Origin of the sequence: Saccharophagus sp. K07, assembly GCF_014336955.1 — a bacterium.
Lineage (GTDB): Bacteria > Pseudomonadota > Gammaproteobacteria > Pseudomonadales > Cellvibrionaceae > UBA5868.
On the sequence record NZ_QRAI01000003.1, the window covers coordinates 587,419 to 603,799 of the forward strand.

Annotated in this window: 15 protein-coding genes, 2 tRNA genes and 1 pseudogene; 14 read left to right on the top strand and 4 right to left on the bottom strand. The window is 59.3% G+C overall.

Annotated elements, in window-relative coordinates; all coding sequences use genetic code 11:
- The first annotated feature begins 12 nt into the window (after nucleotides 1–12).
- Both DWB84_RS12260 and DWB84_RS12265 read left to right on the top strand, forming a co-directional pair.
- Nucleotides 13–444: a hypothetical protein gene (locus DWB84_RS12260; protein WP_187410074.1), complete on the top strand. Its 432-nt coding sequence runs from the start codon at nucleotides 13–15 to the stop codon at nucleotides 442–444.
- A gap of 98 nt (nucleotides 445–542) precedes the next feature.
- Nucleotides 543–950 carry a YbaN family protein gene (locus DWB84_RS12265; RefSeq protein ID WP_187410075.1) on the top strand — a complete coding sequence of 136 codons (408 nt, stop codon included), beginning with the start codon at nucleotides 543–545 and terminating at the stop codon, nucleotides 948–950.
- A gap of 67 nt (nucleotides 951–1,017) precedes the next feature.
- Here the strand turns inward: DWB84_RS12265 and DWB84_RS12270 are convergent, their stop codons facing one another.
- On the bottom strand, nucleotides 1,018–3,300 hold the full coding sequence (locus DWB84_RS12270; RefSeq protein WP_187410076.1) for a nitric-oxide reductase large subunit: 2,283 nt from the start codon (nucleotides 3,298–3,300) through the stop codon (nucleotides 1,018–1,020).
- A 121-nt stretch (nucleotides 3,301–3,421) separates the two neighbouring features.
- Here DWB84_RS12270 and DWB84_RS12275 point away from each other — a divergent pair, with 121 nt between their 5' ends.
- Genes DWB84_RS12275 through DWB84_RS12290 form a run of 4 tightly spaced genes read left to right on the top strand, consistent with a single transcriptional unit; the run spans nucleotide 3,422 to nucleotide 5,861 of the window.
- Nucleotides 3,422–3,811, top strand: coding sequence for a YbaN family protein (locus DWB84_RS12275; protein ID WP_187410077.1), 390 nt, complete (start codon nucleotides 3,422–3,424; stop codon nucleotides 3,809–3,811).
- Nucleotides 3,808–4,977, top strand: coding sequence for an NnrS family protein (locus DWB84_RS12280; RefSeq protein WP_187410078.1), 1,170 nt, complete (start codon nucleotides 3,808–3,810; stop codon nucleotides 4,975–4,977). The genes DWB84_RS12275 and DWB84_RS12280 overlap by 4 nt, the downstream gene beginning before the upstream one ends.
- Nucleotides 4,978–4,992: 15 nt before the next feature.
- A complete protein-coding gene (locus DWB84_RS12285) occupies nucleotides 4,993–5,454 on the top strand; it encodes an Rrf2 family transcriptional regulator (RefSeq protein WP_187410079.1) in 462 nt (153 codons plus the stop codon).
- Nucleotides 5,455–5,459: 5 nt separating this feature from the next.
- On the top strand, nucleotides 5,460–5,861 hold the full coding sequence (locus DWB84_RS12290; protein WP_187410080.1) for a SirB2 family protein: 402 nt from the start codon (nucleotides 5,460–5,462) through the stop codon (nucleotides 5,859–5,861).
- 33 nt (nucleotides 5,862–5,894) lie between these two features.
- Here the strand turns inward: DWB84_RS12290 and DWB84_RS12295 are convergent, their stop codons facing one another.
- Entirely contained in the window at nucleotides 5,895–6,749 is an 855-nt protein-coding gene (locus DWB84_RS12295) for a D-hexose-6-phosphate mutarotase (protein WP_187410081.1), read from the bottom strand.
- Complete coding sequence (locus DWB84_RS12300) at nucleotides 6,743–7,684, bottom strand: histone deacetylase (RefSeq protein ID WP_255428961.1); 942 nt, start codon at nucleotides 7,682–7,684, stop codon at nucleotides 6,743–6,745. The genes DWB84_RS12295 and DWB84_RS12300 overlap by 7 nt, the downstream gene beginning before the upstream one ends.
- Before the next feature lie 148 nt (nucleotides 7,685–7,832).
- On the opposite strand from DWB84_RS12300, the gene DWB84_RS12305 reads away from it, so the two are divergent.
- Both DWB84_RS12305 and DWB84_RS12310 read left to right on the top strand, forming a co-directional pair.
- The gene (locus DWB84_RS12305; RefSeq protein WP_187410082.1) at nucleotides 7,833–8,522 is read left to right on the top strand and encodes a metal-dependent hydrolase; all 690 of its coding nucleotides are present in this window, start codon (nucleotides 7,833–7,835) and stop codon (nucleotides 8,520–8,522) included.
- Nucleotides 8,523–8,625: 103 nt separating this feature from the next.
- Nucleotides 8,626–8,702 (top strand) — tRNA-Arg (locus tag DWB84_RS12310).
- 402 nt (nucleotides 8,703–9,104) lie between these two features.
- Here the strand turns inward: DWB84_RS12310 and DWB84_RS12315 are convergent.
- Nucleotides 9,105–10,214: a type II toxin-antitoxin system HipA family toxin gene (locus tag DWB84_RS12315; RefSeq protein ID WP_370589708.1), complete on the bottom strand. Its 1,110-nt coding sequence runs from the start codon at nucleotides 10,212–10,214 to the stop codon at nucleotides 9,105–9,107.
- A 68-nt stretch (nucleotides 10,215–10,282) separates the two neighbouring features.
- Here DWB84_RS12315 and DWB84_RS12320 point away from each other — a divergent pair, with 68 nt between their 5' ends.
- From DWB84_RS12320 to DWB84_RS12345, 6 genes and pseudogenes are all read left to right on the top strand, one after another.
- Complete coding sequence (locus DWB84_RS12320) at nucleotides 10,283–11,440, top strand: ISL3 family transposase (protein ID WP_187410083.1); 1,158 nt, start codon at nucleotides 10,283–10,285, stop codon at nucleotides 11,438–11,440.
- A gap of 22 nt (nucleotides 11,441–11,462) precedes the next feature.
- On the top strand, nucleotides 11,463–11,990 hold the full coding sequence (locus DWB84_RS12325) for a phasin family protein (RefSeq protein ID WP_187410084.1): 528 nt from the start codon (nucleotides 11,463–11,465) through the stop codon (nucleotides 11,988–11,990).
- A gap of 146 nt (nucleotides 11,991–12,136) precedes the next feature.
- Complete coding sequence (locus tag DWB84_RS12330) at nucleotides 12,137–13,108, top strand: restriction endonuclease (protein ID WP_187410085.1); 972 nt, start codon at nucleotides 12,137–12,139, stop codon at nucleotides 13,106–13,108.
- A 52-nt stretch (nucleotides 13,109–13,160) separates the two neighbouring features.
- Nucleotides 13,161–13,542, top strand: a pseudogene (locus DWB84_RS19085) (TetR/AcrR family transcriptional regulator).
- 175 nt (nucleotides 13,543–13,717) lie between these two features.
- Nucleotides 13,718–13,793 (top strand) — tRNA-Lys (locus DWB84_RS12340).
- A 564-nt stretch (nucleotides 13,794–14,357) separates the two neighbouring features.
- Nucleotides 14,358–16,381: isopeptide-forming domain-containing fimbrial protein (locus DWB84_RS12345; protein WP_187410086.1), on the top strand; the 2,024-nt coding region annotated here is incomplete at its 3' end.

Here is a 16,381-nt window from a genome sequence, read left to right on the forward strand (position 1 = left end):
TACGGAAACATTATGACCAAACCCAAAATGCCCATGCATATATGGATGATTGCTGGGCTGCTGTTTTTATATGGCCTCGCCGCATCATTCGACCTTTTTATGAGTCTTTTACAAGGTGAGGATTTTTACCGATCTTCCGGCATGAGTGAGGCACAGATTGCCTATTTTACCAATCAGCCTGCCTGGGCGGTCGTAGGTTGGATAATTTCTGTTTTGGGCAGTGCACTGGGAGCGCTGGCTTTGTTAATGCGTAAACATTGGGCGTTACATTTATTTTTCGCTTCCGTGATAGGGAGTGTGGTGTATATGGTCTACACCCACTTGCTTACCGATGGACGCCTCGCCATGGGGGTTCTTTGGCCTATGCCGATTATTCTGACGGCAATCATGATTGCTATGGCTTTTTACTGTAAGCGTTTAATTCGTCTCGGCATTTTGTATTGACGAAATAAAGCTATCGCACCGAAACATTCATATTCATGAAAATGGAATTTATTGCGCCGATCTTCGTCTTATGCGATTGAGAGTTTTCGGTGTTGCGTATGCATGATGAAAAAATATATCCGGAACAGTTTGGTTACGGTGGGCGGTTGTGGTGGCGGATGCTGGCGGGAGCTGGTGTTTTTCTGGCTGTTGTCGGAGCTTTTTTGCCAGTAATGCCGACAGTTCCGTTTCTATTGGTGGCGGCCTGGGCGGCAAAACGTGGAGCTCCGGAACTCTATGATCGGTTGCATCAACACCATGTATGGGGACCATCTTTGCGCAACTGGCGCGATCAGCGCGCTATCTCTAAACAGGCAAAAACCTTGGCCTTAGTGTCCATGGCCGCGAGCTGGTTTTTATTATGGTTTTTGGGCGCCGCGCTGCCGGTACGGATCGTGATGGCACTTGTGTTCATCTGTGTGAGCTTATTCATCCTTTCCCGTCCTTCTCCGCAAAAGGCCTTTTAAATTCACCGAATTAAATTGACATGAGGTGTAACTAAAAAAGCCCGCGAAATGCGGGCTTTTTGCTTGGTTAAACAGCCGTTGTCGAGGTGTGAGCAGGAGCTGTGATGCTGCTTGGCTGCTTGCCAAAAACGCCTTTGATAACCTGCCATATCACGGCAAACGCTCCGATAAGAAATACCACATCGCCGATTGTGCGTATCCAGCGCAACATTTCTAAAAATCCCTGCTGTAAAAAGGTTTCGCTGCGCGCGTACCACATGCCTTCTGATACGCTGGCGACAAATTGAATAATTCCGACGGGCAGGAGGCTGGTCGTAATCATCAAAACCAAGCCACCGTTAAGCCACCAAAATCCGGTTTTCATCCATTTTTCATCAAAAACGAAATTGGGACGGATATAGCGCAGCACCAATAAAGTGAAGCCTAATGCGAGAAATCCATAGACGCCGAACAGAGCTGCGTGGGCATGTACCGCGGTGGTGTTGAGTCCCTGGACGTAATACAGCGAAATGGGCGGATTGATCATAAAGCCGAACACCCCGGCGCCGAGCATATTCCAAAAGGCCACGGCAACAAAAAAGTACAGCGGCCATTTAAGCTGCTGCATCCAGGGCGCGCGGGATTGCAGGCGCCAGTTTTCCCAAGCCTCATAACCCAGTACCACCAGGGGAACCACTTCCAAGGCGCTGAAGGTTGCGCCTACCGCCATCACCGGTGTGGTGGTGCCGGCGAAATACAGGTGGTGGAAAGTGCCGGGAACGCCGCCGAGCATAAACAGGGATGCGGATGCCAGACTGGCAGTGGTGGCGGCGGCGCGCGATACAAGACCCATGTTGCAGAAAATAAAGGCCAGTGCAGTCGTCGCGAACACTTCGAAAAATCCTTCCACCCATAAATGCACGATCCACCAGCGCCAGTATTCCATGATGGAGATATGAGTTTTTTCGCCGTAGAAAAAGCCTGCGCCGTAAAAGAGACCTATGGCGACGACAGACGCCGTGAGCAAGGCCAGCAGGTTGCGGTCTCCGGATCGGCGCAGAGCCGGCACCATGCCGCGCAGCATCAATACCAGCCAGAAGGCTATGCCGGTGAATTTGCCAATCTGCCAGAGGCGTCCGAGATCGACATATTCGTAACCCTGGTGCCCCAACCAGAAATTCAGATGCGCAGGCATCACCTGGGCGATCGCCAAGTAGTTGCCGGTGAACGAGCCAACGACGACCGCCAGCAATGCCCAGAAGAGAATATCGACACCCAACTTCTGGAACTTGGGGTCTTTGCCGCCGTTGATGATAGGAACGAGAAACAGGCCGGCGGCGAGAAATCCCGTGGCGATCCAAAACAGCGCCGCCTGAATGTGCCAGGTGCGGGTCAGTGTGTAAGGGAACCAGCGGGAGAGGTCGATACCGTAAAAATGCTGGCCTTCCACCGTGTAGTGAGCGGTGAGTCCTCCCATCAGTACCTGAAATCCGAACAGCCCCACGATTACCAGCAGATATTTACCCAGGGCGCGCTGAGAAGGCGTGAGTTTGACCAATGAAATAGGGTCTTGAGCGGGAGCGGAAGGCTCGTCTTCATCCTTGCGGCGCAGAAAGGCCCAACCCCAAACCAAACCGCCGACACCGGCAATCAACAACACCACGCTGACCACGGACCACACGATATTTTCGCCAGTCGGGCGGTTGTCGATCAGAGGTTCATGGGGCCAGTTATTGGTGTAGGTGGCGGTGCTGTCGGGGCGCTCAGTGGCTGCCGCCCAGGCTGTCCAGAAAAAGAAGGTGGCGAGCTTCTCACGCCTGGAGGCATCCGGCAGGGTGTTCTCTTTCATGGCGTAACTTTCCCGGGTGCTGCTGAGGTCCGGGTGATCGCTGAACAGTTTGCCGTAGTAATCAGCCGTTTGGCGGATGGCTTCGAGGCGGCGCTGGGACAGGCGCACGGTTTGGGCGGCGGGATCGAAGGTGTTGGTTCTATAAGCGTTTTTCAGTTCATAGCGCAGAACGGCCTGGGCCGCCCCATCCAGTTCGGCGTAGGGTTTTCCGTGCTGTTCCCGGGCGGCGAGATCCAGCCAGGCGAGCAGTTCGCGATGGAGCCAGTCGGCGGTCCAGTCGGGCGCCTGATACGCCCCGTGTCCCCAGATCGATCCCAACTGCATTCCGCCGACAGATTGCCAAGCCGTCTGGCCTTCGAGGATGTCTTCTTGGGTGATCAACGGGCGTCCCTGGGCATCGATAAACGCTTGGGGAATAGGTGGTGCCTGACGGTAAACCTCGGAGCCGAAGTAACCCAATATGCTGAAGGTGACTCCCAGAACTGCAATAAGCAGCCACCAGAGTTTGCGATACGAGCCCATAACTGAGCCTCCTGTTGTGTGATGGGGAAAAATCCAGCGTCTGCGGGAATTTATAAAATGTATTCTAGGTACATCTTTAAATGATGTAAAATAAATACATCTTAAAAATAGAGAGGTCGCTATGCGCCGATTGAGATTGTTCCTGCCGCAAATGGGTTGGCGGTTGCTGGCCGGCGGCTGTGTCGCCTTTGCCGTTGTGGGTGCGGTTTTGCCGGGATTACCTACTGTCCCTTTTCTGCTGGTGGCCGCCTGGGCGGCAAAGCGGGGAGCGCCGGAACTCTATGAACGCCTGTATCAACATTCCATTTGGGGGCCCACTCTGCGCGACTGGCGAGACCAGCGTGCAATTAGCAGGCGCGCCAAACGGCTCGCAATCGGAACAATGGCGGCCAGCGCCCTGCTGTTGTGGATAGTCGGAACGGTGTTGCCGGTATTGATGGTGATCAGCGCACTGTTTATCTGTGTCGGCACTTTTATCCTGACTCGCCCCGTGCCCCGGAGACCTTTATGAAATCCGCCCTGGCCTACCCCTTCCGCATTTTCTTTATCCTCACCGGTAGTTATGCGCTGCTGCTGATTTTTGGCTGGATGGCCTTTTTATTTGCTTCCTGGCCGCTGCCGGTCGGGTGGGCGCCGATACAGTGGCACAGCCACGAAATGCTGTACGGATTCGTCACTCTCGCGATTGCCGGATTTGTTCTGACGGCTATGACCAACTGGACCGGCGCACCGCCGCTGCAGGGACGAAAGCTATTGTTATTGGCGCTGCTGTGGGCGGCTGGACGAGTGGTTATGTGGACGGCAGGCTGGCTGCCCGGTTGGCTGGTAGCGGTGGTCGACTTGGCATTTTTGCCAGTGCTGGCGGCTTATGTGGGCACTGTGTTGCTGCGCTATAACAACCGGCGGAATCTGATTTTGGTCGGAGTTCTGGCGCTCCTGTGGCTCGGCAATGTGCTTATGCAAATCGGATTGGCAACGGGGAAAACTGCCGTGCTGCAAACCGGCCAGTTGCTGGGCTTGGATTTGATCAGCATTCTGATCGTCATTATCGCCGGCAGAATTACCCCGCTGTTTACCGCCAATTGGCTGGTGAGAAATGCCCGCGATGGGACTGTGGTGCAGCGGGCCCAGTGGGTGGAAATCGGCGCTTTGAGTAGTATGTTCGCCTTGCTGGTTACGGATATAACACCTGTGCCGGCGGTTGTAGCAGGAGGTGTTGCCCTGCTCGCGGCCTGCTTCAATGGGTGGCGATTGCTGTTGTGGCGAGGCTGGCTGACGCTGAAGGAACCGCTGTTGTGGATTCTGCATCTGTCTTATTTCTGGCTGGTGCTGGCTCTTTTTCTGCGCGGCTTGGCGTCATTTTTCCCGGCGATTGTCCCTTCCCTGTGGCAACATGCGCTGGGTGTCGGGGCGATTGCGACGATGATTTTGGGAGTGATGACCCGGGTGTCCCTGGGGCACACCGGAAGACCCTTGCAGCTTCCCCGCTATGGCGTGTGGATATATCTGGCCATTAGTCTTGCTGCGGTGTTGCGCATTTTAGTGCCGTCCGGAGTCTTGGGATTTAGGGTCGGAGTGCTGGCGGCCAGTGCGGCCTGGATGGTGGCATTTACTTTTTTTCTGATTCTTTACATACCGGTGCTGTTGCGTCCGCGGGCGGACGGAAAACCGGGATAAATTCTGAGGCTGGTTGTGCGTATTACCCTTTATACCGATTATTCACTGCGCGTCTTACTTTTCGTTGCTCTTAAAGGCGACCAGATTTCCACTATCGGTGAAATCGCGGAGGCTTACGGTATTTCCAAAAACCATCTGCGCAAAGTTGTGCACGAACTTTCCACCAAGGGTTATCTGGCGGCGAGCCGTGGAAAAAATGGCGGCATGTATTTAAAACGCGATCCGGCGCAGATCAATATAGGTGCGCTGGTGCGCGATTTGGAACAGGATCTGAAAATTGTCGAGTGTTTTGCCGGCGAAGGTAATTGTGTTTTGACACCCGCCTGCGAACTGAAAAAAGTCTTTGCCCGAGCCTTGCAGGCATTTTTCGAATGTTTGGATAAATACACGCTTGCCGATTTGCTGCCTGCGGAAAATCGCCCGCAAATGATCCGCCTTCTCGGTATGGAACCCCTGCACAGCGCACATTCGGTGTGAATATTATGCTGGAATATTATTTGGAAATTCGCACGCTACATATAACCGCCGCGCTTTTAAGCGGCGGACTATTTTTTATTCGCGGTGTAGGATTATTACTGCAGCAGTCCTGGCCGAAAATCCCTGTGTTGCGCTATGCCACCTATGCCGTCGACAGCATTTTATTGCTGGCCGCTTTTATGCTGATGGGCGTGTTGCATATATATCCTGTGTCGCAGCCTTGGTTGACGGTAAAAGTCATTTGTGTGCTGATTTATATCGCATTCGGAATTATGGCTTTTCGCACTCATTGTCCGCGCGGCAGACGATTTTTTCTCTGGCTTGCCGCATTGGTGGTGTATGGATTTATCGTGTCAGTTGCCAGAGCTCATCACCCGCTGGGATTTTTGGCGAAATTGCTTGGATAAAAATAAAAAACCCCGCATAGGCGGGGTTTACTGTCAGGATAATTCCTTCAGTATTTGCGACCTGCTCCAGACTTCTCCGGGTGCCAAGGTAATCGGCTGATCCACTACGGCTGCTTCAACGCACAACATTTTTTGGTATTCGTCATCGGCGAGATCCGACAAATTTTTTGCCGCATCGGCGCCCGGATTCCACACCACCACGTCTCTAAAACCTTCCGCTTGAATGCTGAGCTTATGGTTGCCATCGGTTAATTGCAGCGGGCCGGTGCAAGCAAAATAAACGCGATCTATAGCGCCGGGGAAATTCAGTGAATTGCCTTTTTGCACAAATCGGTCTTTGTGAAAATCCGAGCCGTTGTTATCCCAATAGGTCAAACCTTCGAGTCCGGATAATTCCACCTGATGCACATTGCTCACCGCAAAATAAGTGTGCAGTGCGGCGGTAAAGGTAAAAGGTTTGTCATCGATATTGCGGATCAGCAAAGTCATGGTGAGCTGATCGTCTGCGAGCGTCGGGGTAAATTCCGCGTGAAATTTATGTGGCCAGGCGGCGAGGGAGGATTCATCCGCTTCCAATAAAAAAGTGCAGCTACCGTTGTGCGGTTCGCGCGATAGGCGCCACTCCATATTGCGCGCAAAACCGTGGCGCGGGCCGGGACCAAAACCGCTGAATTGCGGAAAAATAACCGGCACACCGCCGCGAATGGCCTTGCCTTGCTCAAACAATGATTGGCTGCTCAAAAACATCCATTCGCGTCCGCTGCGGGTTTTCCATGAAGTCAGGTGTGCGCCGTAGCGATAAATTTCCGCGCTCGCTCCGTTGGGAGTCGTCAGTGAGAGTTTGGCAAAATCGCTGTGGCCGGTTTGCCAGGAAAAATTATTCAGCATGTGAGTACTCGATTTTTCTGCGGTTGGAAATGAGCTGCCCAAACGGCGAAAGCTTCTTCAGTGACTATGGCGTGGCGGCGCGCCAGCGCCTCGCGGTCGTCATCATACCCGCCGCCAATCACCGTGGCGACTGGCAGGCCACGGTTTTTACACGCCTGCAAAATCATGCGGTCGCGCGCGCGAATTCCTGCGAGGCTGATATTCAACAAACCGAGCGGGTCGTGCTCGTAGATATCCACTCCCGCGTCGTACAAAACCAGGTCGGGTTTGGCGGCGTCGACAGCTAAATCGAAAGACTCGTGCACGCGGCTGAGATATTCGTCGTCCGTCGCGCCTTTGGCGATATTGACGTCCAGGTCACTGCTCGCCTTGCGCACGGGAAAGTTTTTTTCGCAGTGGACAGAACAGGTAAATGCGCGCGGTTCGTGCGCGAGTATGGTGGCGGTGCCATCGCCTTGATGGACATCGCAATCAAAAATCAGTACTCGCGTAACCTTTTTCTGCGCCAACAAAGTCAAAGCAGCTATAGCGAGATCATTCAAAATGCAAAAACCGGAAGCAAAATCGCGATGCGCATGATGCGTCCCGCCAGCGAGGTGGCAGGCAATACCATTTTGCAGCGCGAGTTTGGCGGTGAGCAGTGTGCCGTTGGGTGAAATCAACGTGCGCCGCACCAGCCCTTCGCTCCACGGCAATCCCATTCGGCGAATTTCCGCAGCACTCTGGCTGTTATGGATAAAGCGCCGCAAATAATCCGGGCAGTGCGCCAATTCCAACACATCCATACGCGCACTGCCCGGGCGGTAAGTATTAGCTTCAGTCGCCAAACTTTTTTGGCGCAGGTACTCCTGCAGCAAACCGAATTTTTCCATTGGAAAACGATGGCTTGCCGGAAATGGATAACTGTATTGGGGGTGGGCGACTAATGGGATCATGTGAGTAACGCTATAGGGAAAAAACTACTACAAAATGCTTCGACTCTGCATTTTTGAGAATGGCTTCCAGTAAATGGACGAAGCCAGACTTCATTCTGCTTGGCTCCATCGCTAGAATGCCGCCCTTACGGAAATAACGGACGGCAGTATGGCGAATTTCAAAACCCATTTACAGGTTGCAAGTATTAGCAGCGGCTTGGCCAGCACCCTGTTTTACAGCAGTGGTCATTTGCTCGCGGAAGAAGCATTCCTCTGTTGGATTATGGGCACATTCGGCGGCTTGTTGCCCGATATAGATTCCGACAATTCCCACAGTCTTGGAATTTTATTTGGCGCCTTTAGTGTTACTGCCTGTGGATTTACTGCAGTGGCATGGATAGATGCCTGGCCTCTCATTTGGGTTTGGGCAGCCTGCACCATGGTATTTATTGCGGTGCAGTTCGGTGTGCGTTACGTGTTTGCGCGCTTCACGCGCCACAGAGGCATTTTCCATTCGCTGCTGGCGTGCCTGTTGTTTATGTTCATCACCGCCATAGGCGCTGCCTTTTTAGGTGCGGGCGGTACTATGAGCTGGTTTTTGGCGCTGTTTCTCGGTTTTGGTTACTGCATCCATCTGCTGCTCGACGAAATTTTTGCGGTGGACTTTATGAACGTCGCTATGAAGCGTTCATTCGGCAGCGCCTTCAAATTATTTGACTACCGCAACATCACCACCTCCGGCATCATGGCCGTCGCCGTCATCGCCCTCTATTTCCTAACTCCCTCCTACGCCGAATTCGTCGCCATCCTGTTTGATAAAGACACCTACGCTGGTCTGGCGACCGGAATGGACTGGTAAAAATCAAGGCACGAAAATTTAAACCACCACCGCATCCCACCCTTGCCTAAATCCCGCCGCCTGCTATCATGTGCGCCTCTTTCAGCCCAGCTGAAACGACCATGCACCCGTAGCTCAGTTGGATAGAGTAGGTGGCTTCGAACCACTTGGTCGGGAGTTCGAGTCTCTCCGGGTGCGCCAAATACAAAAAACCCTCGCCCAAAAAGCGAGGGTTTTTTTTGCGCACCCGGAGAGCGAGAACTCCCGCGAGTTCGACAAAACAGCAGGATAGCTGTTTTGGGCAGCCGTCAGGCTGGGCAAAGCCCGAGGGACATGGATGTCCCGAGTCAATCTCTCCGGACTACGCACCAATGCTTGGAGCAACTCCCAATTCAAAAACCCTCGCCCAAAAGGCGGGGGTTTTTTGTATGGCGCATTTGGGGAGCGACAAAATGGCAGGACAGCCATTTTGGACAGCCGTTAGGCTGGGCGCAGTCCCGAGGGGCAAGGATGCCCCGAGTCAGCCTCCCGCAAGTTCGCAAACGGCAGTGCAGGTAGTGTGCTCCTGCACAACCTGCATTTCCACCATCCCTGGCGCCCCACCTACCCCCCAAACCCAAACGGATTCAAAAACTGCCGTTTCCAGAAGAACTGGCGATCAACCTCACTCAACCCAGCCTCATCACAAACCGCTGTCCAATTGTTTTCAATCACTTCCACCTGCGCGTCGATAATGGTCTTGGCCTCGGTTTCAGAAACCAGGAAATGATGAGCTGCATCCAGACAGGATTTCATGGTGCTCAGCCGGTTGTTGCCGGAAATCAGCATGGCCTGGGTTGCTTCTCTGCCGGTGCGGTTTTGGGGGCATATGTCGTAAGCCGGCGTCAGACGCAGAGTTTTGCCGTTCCAGAAGGCCGCGTGGTTGCGCGCATGGTCGTCGGTATTGCCGCACAAGATATTGAAGACGATGCGGGAAAACAGCTCTCTGAGCGTTTCCTTCGGTTTTTCAAATCGAAGGCGAATAATTTCGGCGAAGGTTTCATAGCTCGCATAGCGTGCCATCATGTCGTCGAGGCCAAAGAGCGTCAGCGCAGAAACCATGGCTTTGCGCGTCCATCCCTGCGGGCTTTTTTGCCGATCAAACCGCTCGATTAATAGAACGTCTTTCCCCGCAGTCTGAACCAGCTTTACAGGCGCTACGTCGATTCCAGCCAAGGCGGCGAGACGCATGGCAATAAATTCCGCTTTCACCACGCTGTATAGGTCGGTGCTGGAAGAAAATTTCGCCACGTATTTTCTGCCTTGATCCTCAATCAACGCTTTGGGGCGTGCACCGCCGATCGAGCTGCCGTGAAACAAGGCCTGATCCAGCTCCGGCATCAGTGGCACTCCCTGTTCGACCCGCGCAGCCGATTCCAGCAATTCCTCCAAGGGAACATTGGTTGGGGCGCGGGGAACATACTCTGTTGGCGAGCGCTGAAAATCCAAGGCGCCAATGCGATCGGAGCCGGATTCCAGCAAATAGGTCAGCTCACCGAGAGCATCTGTGTCCGCAGCTTTACCTTTTTGTCCGAGCTTTTTGTTGATGATCACGCGCCGTCCCCACGCATCCGGGGCGGCATCACGAATGCAACCTGGCATGGTCAGTCCATCGAGCAGAGGCAACACGCCTTTTTTAAGGTTCTTCTCCCAACTGAGGGGAGAGAGGCGCACGGCCGACCCGGCAGAATTGTTGTTCTCGAGGCAACAAAACGGGACCGGCCGTGGCCGAAGTGGATTGTATGTTCCAGCTGGGTGGCTGGAAGGGTTATCGCGTATGGGATTGGCGTCAGGAGGATCGGGGCGGCCAGTCCTGGGCGGTGCTGGAACTGGCGCCCGTAGAGGGCGCAGAGCGCCTTTGTTCGGGCTGTGACCAGCCGGTAGCGGCCATCCACGACCAGACCGTTCGCCGGATCCGGGACCTGCCGCTGTTCGAATACGCGGTGGAATTGTGGGTACCGCGGCTGCGCCTGGCCTGCCCGCGCTGCGGCCCGAGGCTTGAGCGACTGGACTGGTTAGACCCCCACGCCCGGGTGACCCGGCGGCTGGCCGAGAGCGTGGCCCGGCTGTGCGCCGGGACATCGGTGCGGCACACCGCCCGGTGGTTCGGGCTGGACTGGAAGACGGTCAAAGCGATCGACTTCCGGCATCTGGAGCGCTCGCTGGGCCCGCCGAACCTGGACGGCGTGCGGCTGCTGGCGATGGACGAGTTCGCGATCCAGAAGGGCCACCGGTACGCGACCGTGGTGGTCGACCCCGAGCGCAAGCGGGTGCTGTGGGTGGGGCGCGGGCGTTCGAGAGCGGAAATCAGGCCGTTTTTTGAGCTGCTGGGCCCGGTGCGCTGCGCCCAGGTCCGCGCCGTGGCGATGGACATGAACTCCGCCTACGACCTGTTCCATGTCGTGGCCAAGTACGGCCGGGAGGTGATCGACCGGGTCCGGGTGGACGAGGCAGACCGGCTGCGCGCCGATAAGCCGGCCCGGCGGGTGGTCAAGACATCGCGCTGGCTGCTACTTCGTAATCGGGAGAACGTGCCCGACGAGCAGGTGGTGCGGCTGGAAGAGCTGCTGGCGGCCAACAAGGCCTTGTTGACGGTCTACCTGCTGAAAGGAGACCTGAAGGGGCTATGGCGCTACCGGCGCGAGGCATGGGCCTGGAAAGCGTGGAAGAGCTGGAAGCGACGAGCCCTGCGCAGCGGCCTGGAGCCGCTGCGCGTGTTCGTGCGGCGGCTCGAGCCCTACCTTTCGGGGATCCTGGCCCACTGCCGCTGGCCGCTGGGAACCAATCTGGTCGAAGGCATCAACAACAAGATCAAGGTCATCAAGCGGGTGGCCTACGGCTACCGGGACGACGCCTACTTCTTCCTGAAGATCCGGGCGGCCTTCCCCGGACTTGGGTGAAGAACCGGAAAAGGAGGCAACCATGGCCACGTCCAGGAAAACCCGGCGCAAGCCGACGCAGCCGGCGTCGGAAGGGCTGGCCGGCACGCTGAGCGAGACCGCCCAGCAGATCTGGCTGGCCGGGCTCGGCGCCCTTGGCCGTGCCCAGGCCGAAGGCACGCGCCTGTTCGAGACGCTGGTGAAGGAAGGGCTCGACTTCGAGAACACCGCGCGCCGCGCCACGGACAGGCAGGCCGGCGCCGTCCGCGAGGTGGTCGAGGCCAGCATCAGCCACGCCCGCGAACGCGCCACGGAGGCCTGGGACCAGGTCGAGAAACTGTTCGAGGAGCGCGTGCGGCGCGCGCTGGCCACGCTGGGCGTGCCGGGACGCGACGACATCCTCGAGCTGTCCCGCCGCATCGACGCCCTCGCCGCCGAGCTGCGTGGCCGCCCGGGTGGCTCCTCCGCAGGCACCCGCTCCGGCAGGGCGGGCACGGCGAAGACGAAGGCCGCGAACCGGTCCCCCGCGAAGAAGGCCGGGAAGGCACGCAGCCGGGCGACCCGCGACTGAACGGCCCGGCGGCCGGGGGGCGGTGGCGCGCACCCATTGCGCGCCGGAACCGTGAAGCGCGCCACGCATGGGAGAAACGGCATGCCCGGTTGTGCGGGCCCATCCGTTATCCTGTTGCGCCCCTACCGATCGGGTGATCGCGACACATGGGTTCGATTGCGAGCTGGCTCGTGGCCGTTGCCGCCATGGTGGTCATCGGCGCCGCCGGGACCGCGTATTACCTCACGTACCGCATGCGCCGCGACGAGACCATGGCCGGCATCAACGCGCTGTCGGGCGTGTCGTGGCGCGTGTTCGTGCGCATGGTGCTGGACGCGCTCGCGCGCCGTGGCTACCAGCAGGCGGCCGTGGACCAGGAGGAAGCGGCCGGCGACCGCGACATCGTCCTCGAGAAGGACGGCAAGCTCTGGCTGCTGTCATGCAAGCATGGCCGGGCCTACGTGCTCGGCCGGCCCGCGGTCAACCAGTTGGCCAACGACATCCTGCTGAAGAACGCCGCGGGCGGCTTCCTCGTCACCCAGGGCCGCATCGGCGAGGACGCGCGCGACATCGCCCCGGTGCAGGGCATCGAACTGCTCGACGGCCATGCGCTGTGGCCGGAACTGCGCGATTCCCTGCCGGCCGAACAGCTGGCCGCCATCCGCGGCAAGGCCGCCCAGCGCGCGCGCCAGGGCGTCCTGCTGTCGTGGCTGCTGGCGCTCGTCGCCGGCATCGCCGTTTTCCTGCTGCTGCCGACGCCACGGGAAAAGGCGGAACCTTCCCCGACCGCCACGGCCGCCACCCCCGCCGCGCAGCCCCCCGCCACCACGGCCGGTCCGGCCGGCCAGGACAGCCAGGCCGGGGAGCAGGCGGCGGCCGGCGCGCCGAAGGCCCTGTCCATCGGGGAGCAGCGCGAGCAGCTGCGCAAGGCCGTCTCGACCCTGCCCGACGTGGACCGCGCCGTCTGGTCGAGCGAATCGACGCTGCAGGTCTTCCTGTCCGCGGTGAACGGCGACGCCTTCGAGCGCATCTGCCCGCTGGTCGAGCGCTTCGACGAGCTGGCCGCCTCGCGCATCCAGCTCACGCCGCCGCCCGGCAGCGACGCCCGCGTGCGCTTCCGGCAGTGCCGGCCATACTGACCGCGCCCTCACCCCGCCGGACGACCGCCTGCCCGGCCTCGAGGACATCTGGATGCAATTGCACCGGGTGTTCGAGTGCATCTGGGACTACCGCTTCCTCTACCGCGACCTGCTCGAGATCCTCAGCCGCAACCGCCGCCTGCGCGTGCGTTTCGCGCATCCTCAGGCGCGCTGACGAACGCGCCCGCACGGTGATGCGCGGGCTGGCGCAGGCCGGTGTGATCCGCGCCTCCGCCGCCGAGATCGAGGCCGCCGCAACCAACCTGCTGGTGCTGGCGACCTTCTGGCTGAACTACGCCGCCATCCGCGGCGAACGGGACGAGCAGGCCGCGATCCGCGACGGCATCGTCCAGGTGATGATGCTGCTCGCTCCCTTCCTGCGCGACGGCGAGCGCGTCCACCTGCACCGCCTCGTGAGCGCGTACACCGGCTGACCTCCCTGCCCGGGAGAAGCCGTTCCCGCCACCGCCCCGCTCCGACCCCGCCCCCCGGGATCCGGCAGCTTCCGCCCGGCATGGTCCGCCGCTTGTCTGCCGGCGGCCGTCCCCGTAGAATTTGCAGCCCGCATCGCTTCGATCCGCCGCACCGCGGCGCATCGGGCAACGCATCGGGCGGTTAGCTCAGTCGGTAGAGCATCGGACTTTTAATCCGCTGGTCGTTGGTTCGAATCCAACACGACCCACCACGTCTCTCCATGGTTGCGGGCATCACCGGCCGTCTCTCCGGGGCCGGATCGCCTGCATTTCCTCCCTTCCGGGGTGTCATGACGCATGCCGGCCAGGCGCATGGCCGGCGTGGCCTGTCTCTGCAGGCCTGCCTGTCCCGCGATGACCCTGCCGGCCCCTGCGAAACGTTCCGGCTGCCTGTCATCCGCCCCGGCATTGAAATTCCACGACGGTTTCACCGCCGTTCGCCGGTGCGCTGTGCAAATGGCCCCGTGTGGCACGGTGATGGCCGATGGAAGCCGGAACCAATACCGGGAAAACCCGTCGGTGCGTGCTGCCGTTGTTCCGCTCCGATGTGACGGGGAGTGTCACTTTCCGACGTGATGTGACGGGGAGCGTCACTTTCCGACGTGATGTGACGGGGAGTGTCACTTTCCGACGACGGGGAGTGTCACTTTCCGACGTCACTCTCGTTGCCCAGAGCAAGATATCCCACTGATTTCGTTCAGTTTTCGACGTTGGCGCGATTCTTGCTGTCAATGCATCAAGTTTCAGGAGGAGTTGATGTTTCTTAGGGGGACAACGTGTCAGGAAGCCTTGCCGCACTCGTGACGGTGCGCGGCCGCCGTGCGTGGCTGCTGTTGTGCGCCTTGTTGGTCCTGGTCTTTGCCGCCACCCCAGCGGTTGCCCAGCAGGTCGTCGTCAACACCGCTACGGTTTCGCCGCCTGACGGCGTTGTCGACCCGGATACGGACAACAACGAGGCGACGGACGAGACTCCCATCGTCCAGGTCGCGACCTCGAAGAGTTCCAGCCCGGCTTCCGGGGAGGCGGTCTCCGTCGGGCAGACCATCACATACACACTGGCGGTCGAGGTCAGCGGAGGCCCCCTGCCGGCTGACGTCGTCCTGACCGACACCATCAGCCCCGGGCAGACCCTCGATGCCGGCTCCCTGCCGTCCGGCTGCTCCAGCAGCCCGGGTGGCGGCGGGGAAACCATCGTGACCTGCACGGTGCCGGCCAACAGTGCGGCCGGCACCTATACGTTCAAATACAGCACGACTGTTGACGTTGGCGCCACGGACAGCGTCAGCAACAGCGTCGAGCCCAATGTCGGTACGTGCGACGACTGCAAAACGGACCATCCGCTTGCGCCGCCCGCGGTGACGTACAACAAGACGGCGACGCTGCCTGCGGGCCAGACCGCGGTGTCGGTGGGTGACGTGATCACCTACACGCTGACGGCGACGGTGAGCGAGTCGCAGCTGACCAGTGCGCTGGTGCTGACCGACACGCTGGGCACGGGCCTGACGTTCGGTGCGGTGGGCACGCAGACCTCGACGGATCCTGCGAACGCGACGCCGTTCACCTGCACGGGCAGCCTGAGCTGCACGCTGCCTGCGGGCACGGTGCCGGGCACGTACACGGTGAGCTACACGGCGACGGTCAATGACCAGGCCGTGGGCCAGGTGAGAAACGCGGTGGTGGGCAACCAGGGCACCTGCGAGGTCGACTGCGACATCGACGTGCCGGTGGCCGATCCGTCGGTGACGTACAACAAGACGGCGACGCTGCCTGCGGGCCAGACCGCGGTGTCGGTGGGTGACGTGATCACCTACACGCTGACGGCGACGGTGAGCGAGTCGCAGCTGACCAGTGCGCTGGTGCTGACCGACACGCTGGGCACGGGCCTGACGTTCGGTGCGGTGGGCACGCAGACCTCGACGGATCCTGCGAACGCGACGCCGTTCACCTGCACGGGCAGCCTGAGCTGCACGCTGCCTGCGGGCACGGTGCCGGGCACGTACACGGTGAGCTACACGGCGACGGTCAATGACCAGGCCGTGGGCCAGGTGAGAAACGCGGTGGTGGGCAACCAGGGCACCTGCGAGGTCGACTGCGACATCGACGTGCCGGTGGCCGATCCGTCGGTGACGTACAACAAGACGGCGACGCTGCCTGCGGGCCAGACCGCGGTGTCGGTGGGTGACGTGATCACCTACACGCTGACGGCGACGGTGAGCGAGTCGCAGCTGACCAGTGCGCTGGTGCTGACCGACACGCTGGGCACGGGCCTGACGTTCGGTGCGGTGGGCACGCAGACCTCGACGGATCCTGCGAACGCGACGCCGTTCACCTGCACGGGCAGCCTGAGCTGCACGCTGCCTGCGGGCACGGTGCCGGGCACGTACACGGTGAGCTACACGGCGACGGTCAATGACCAGGCCACGGGCACGGTGTCGAACGCGGTGTTGGGCGACCAGGGCACGTGCGATGCCGACTGCGACGTCGACGTGCCGGTGACCGATCCGTCGGTGACGTACAACAAGAGTGCGGACACGGCCGGTCCGGTGTCGGTGGGTGACGTGATCACCTACACGCTGACGGCGACGGTGACGAACTCGCAGCTGGTGACGGACCTGGTGCTGACCGACACGCTGGGCGTGGGCCTGACGTTCGGGTCGGTGACCAATGCGGGTGCGTTCACCTGCACGGGCAGCCTGAGCTGCACGCTGCCTGCGGGCACGGTGCCGGGCACGTACACGGTGAGCTACACGGCGACGGTCAATGACCAGGCCGTGGGCCAGGTGAGAAACGCGGTGGTGGG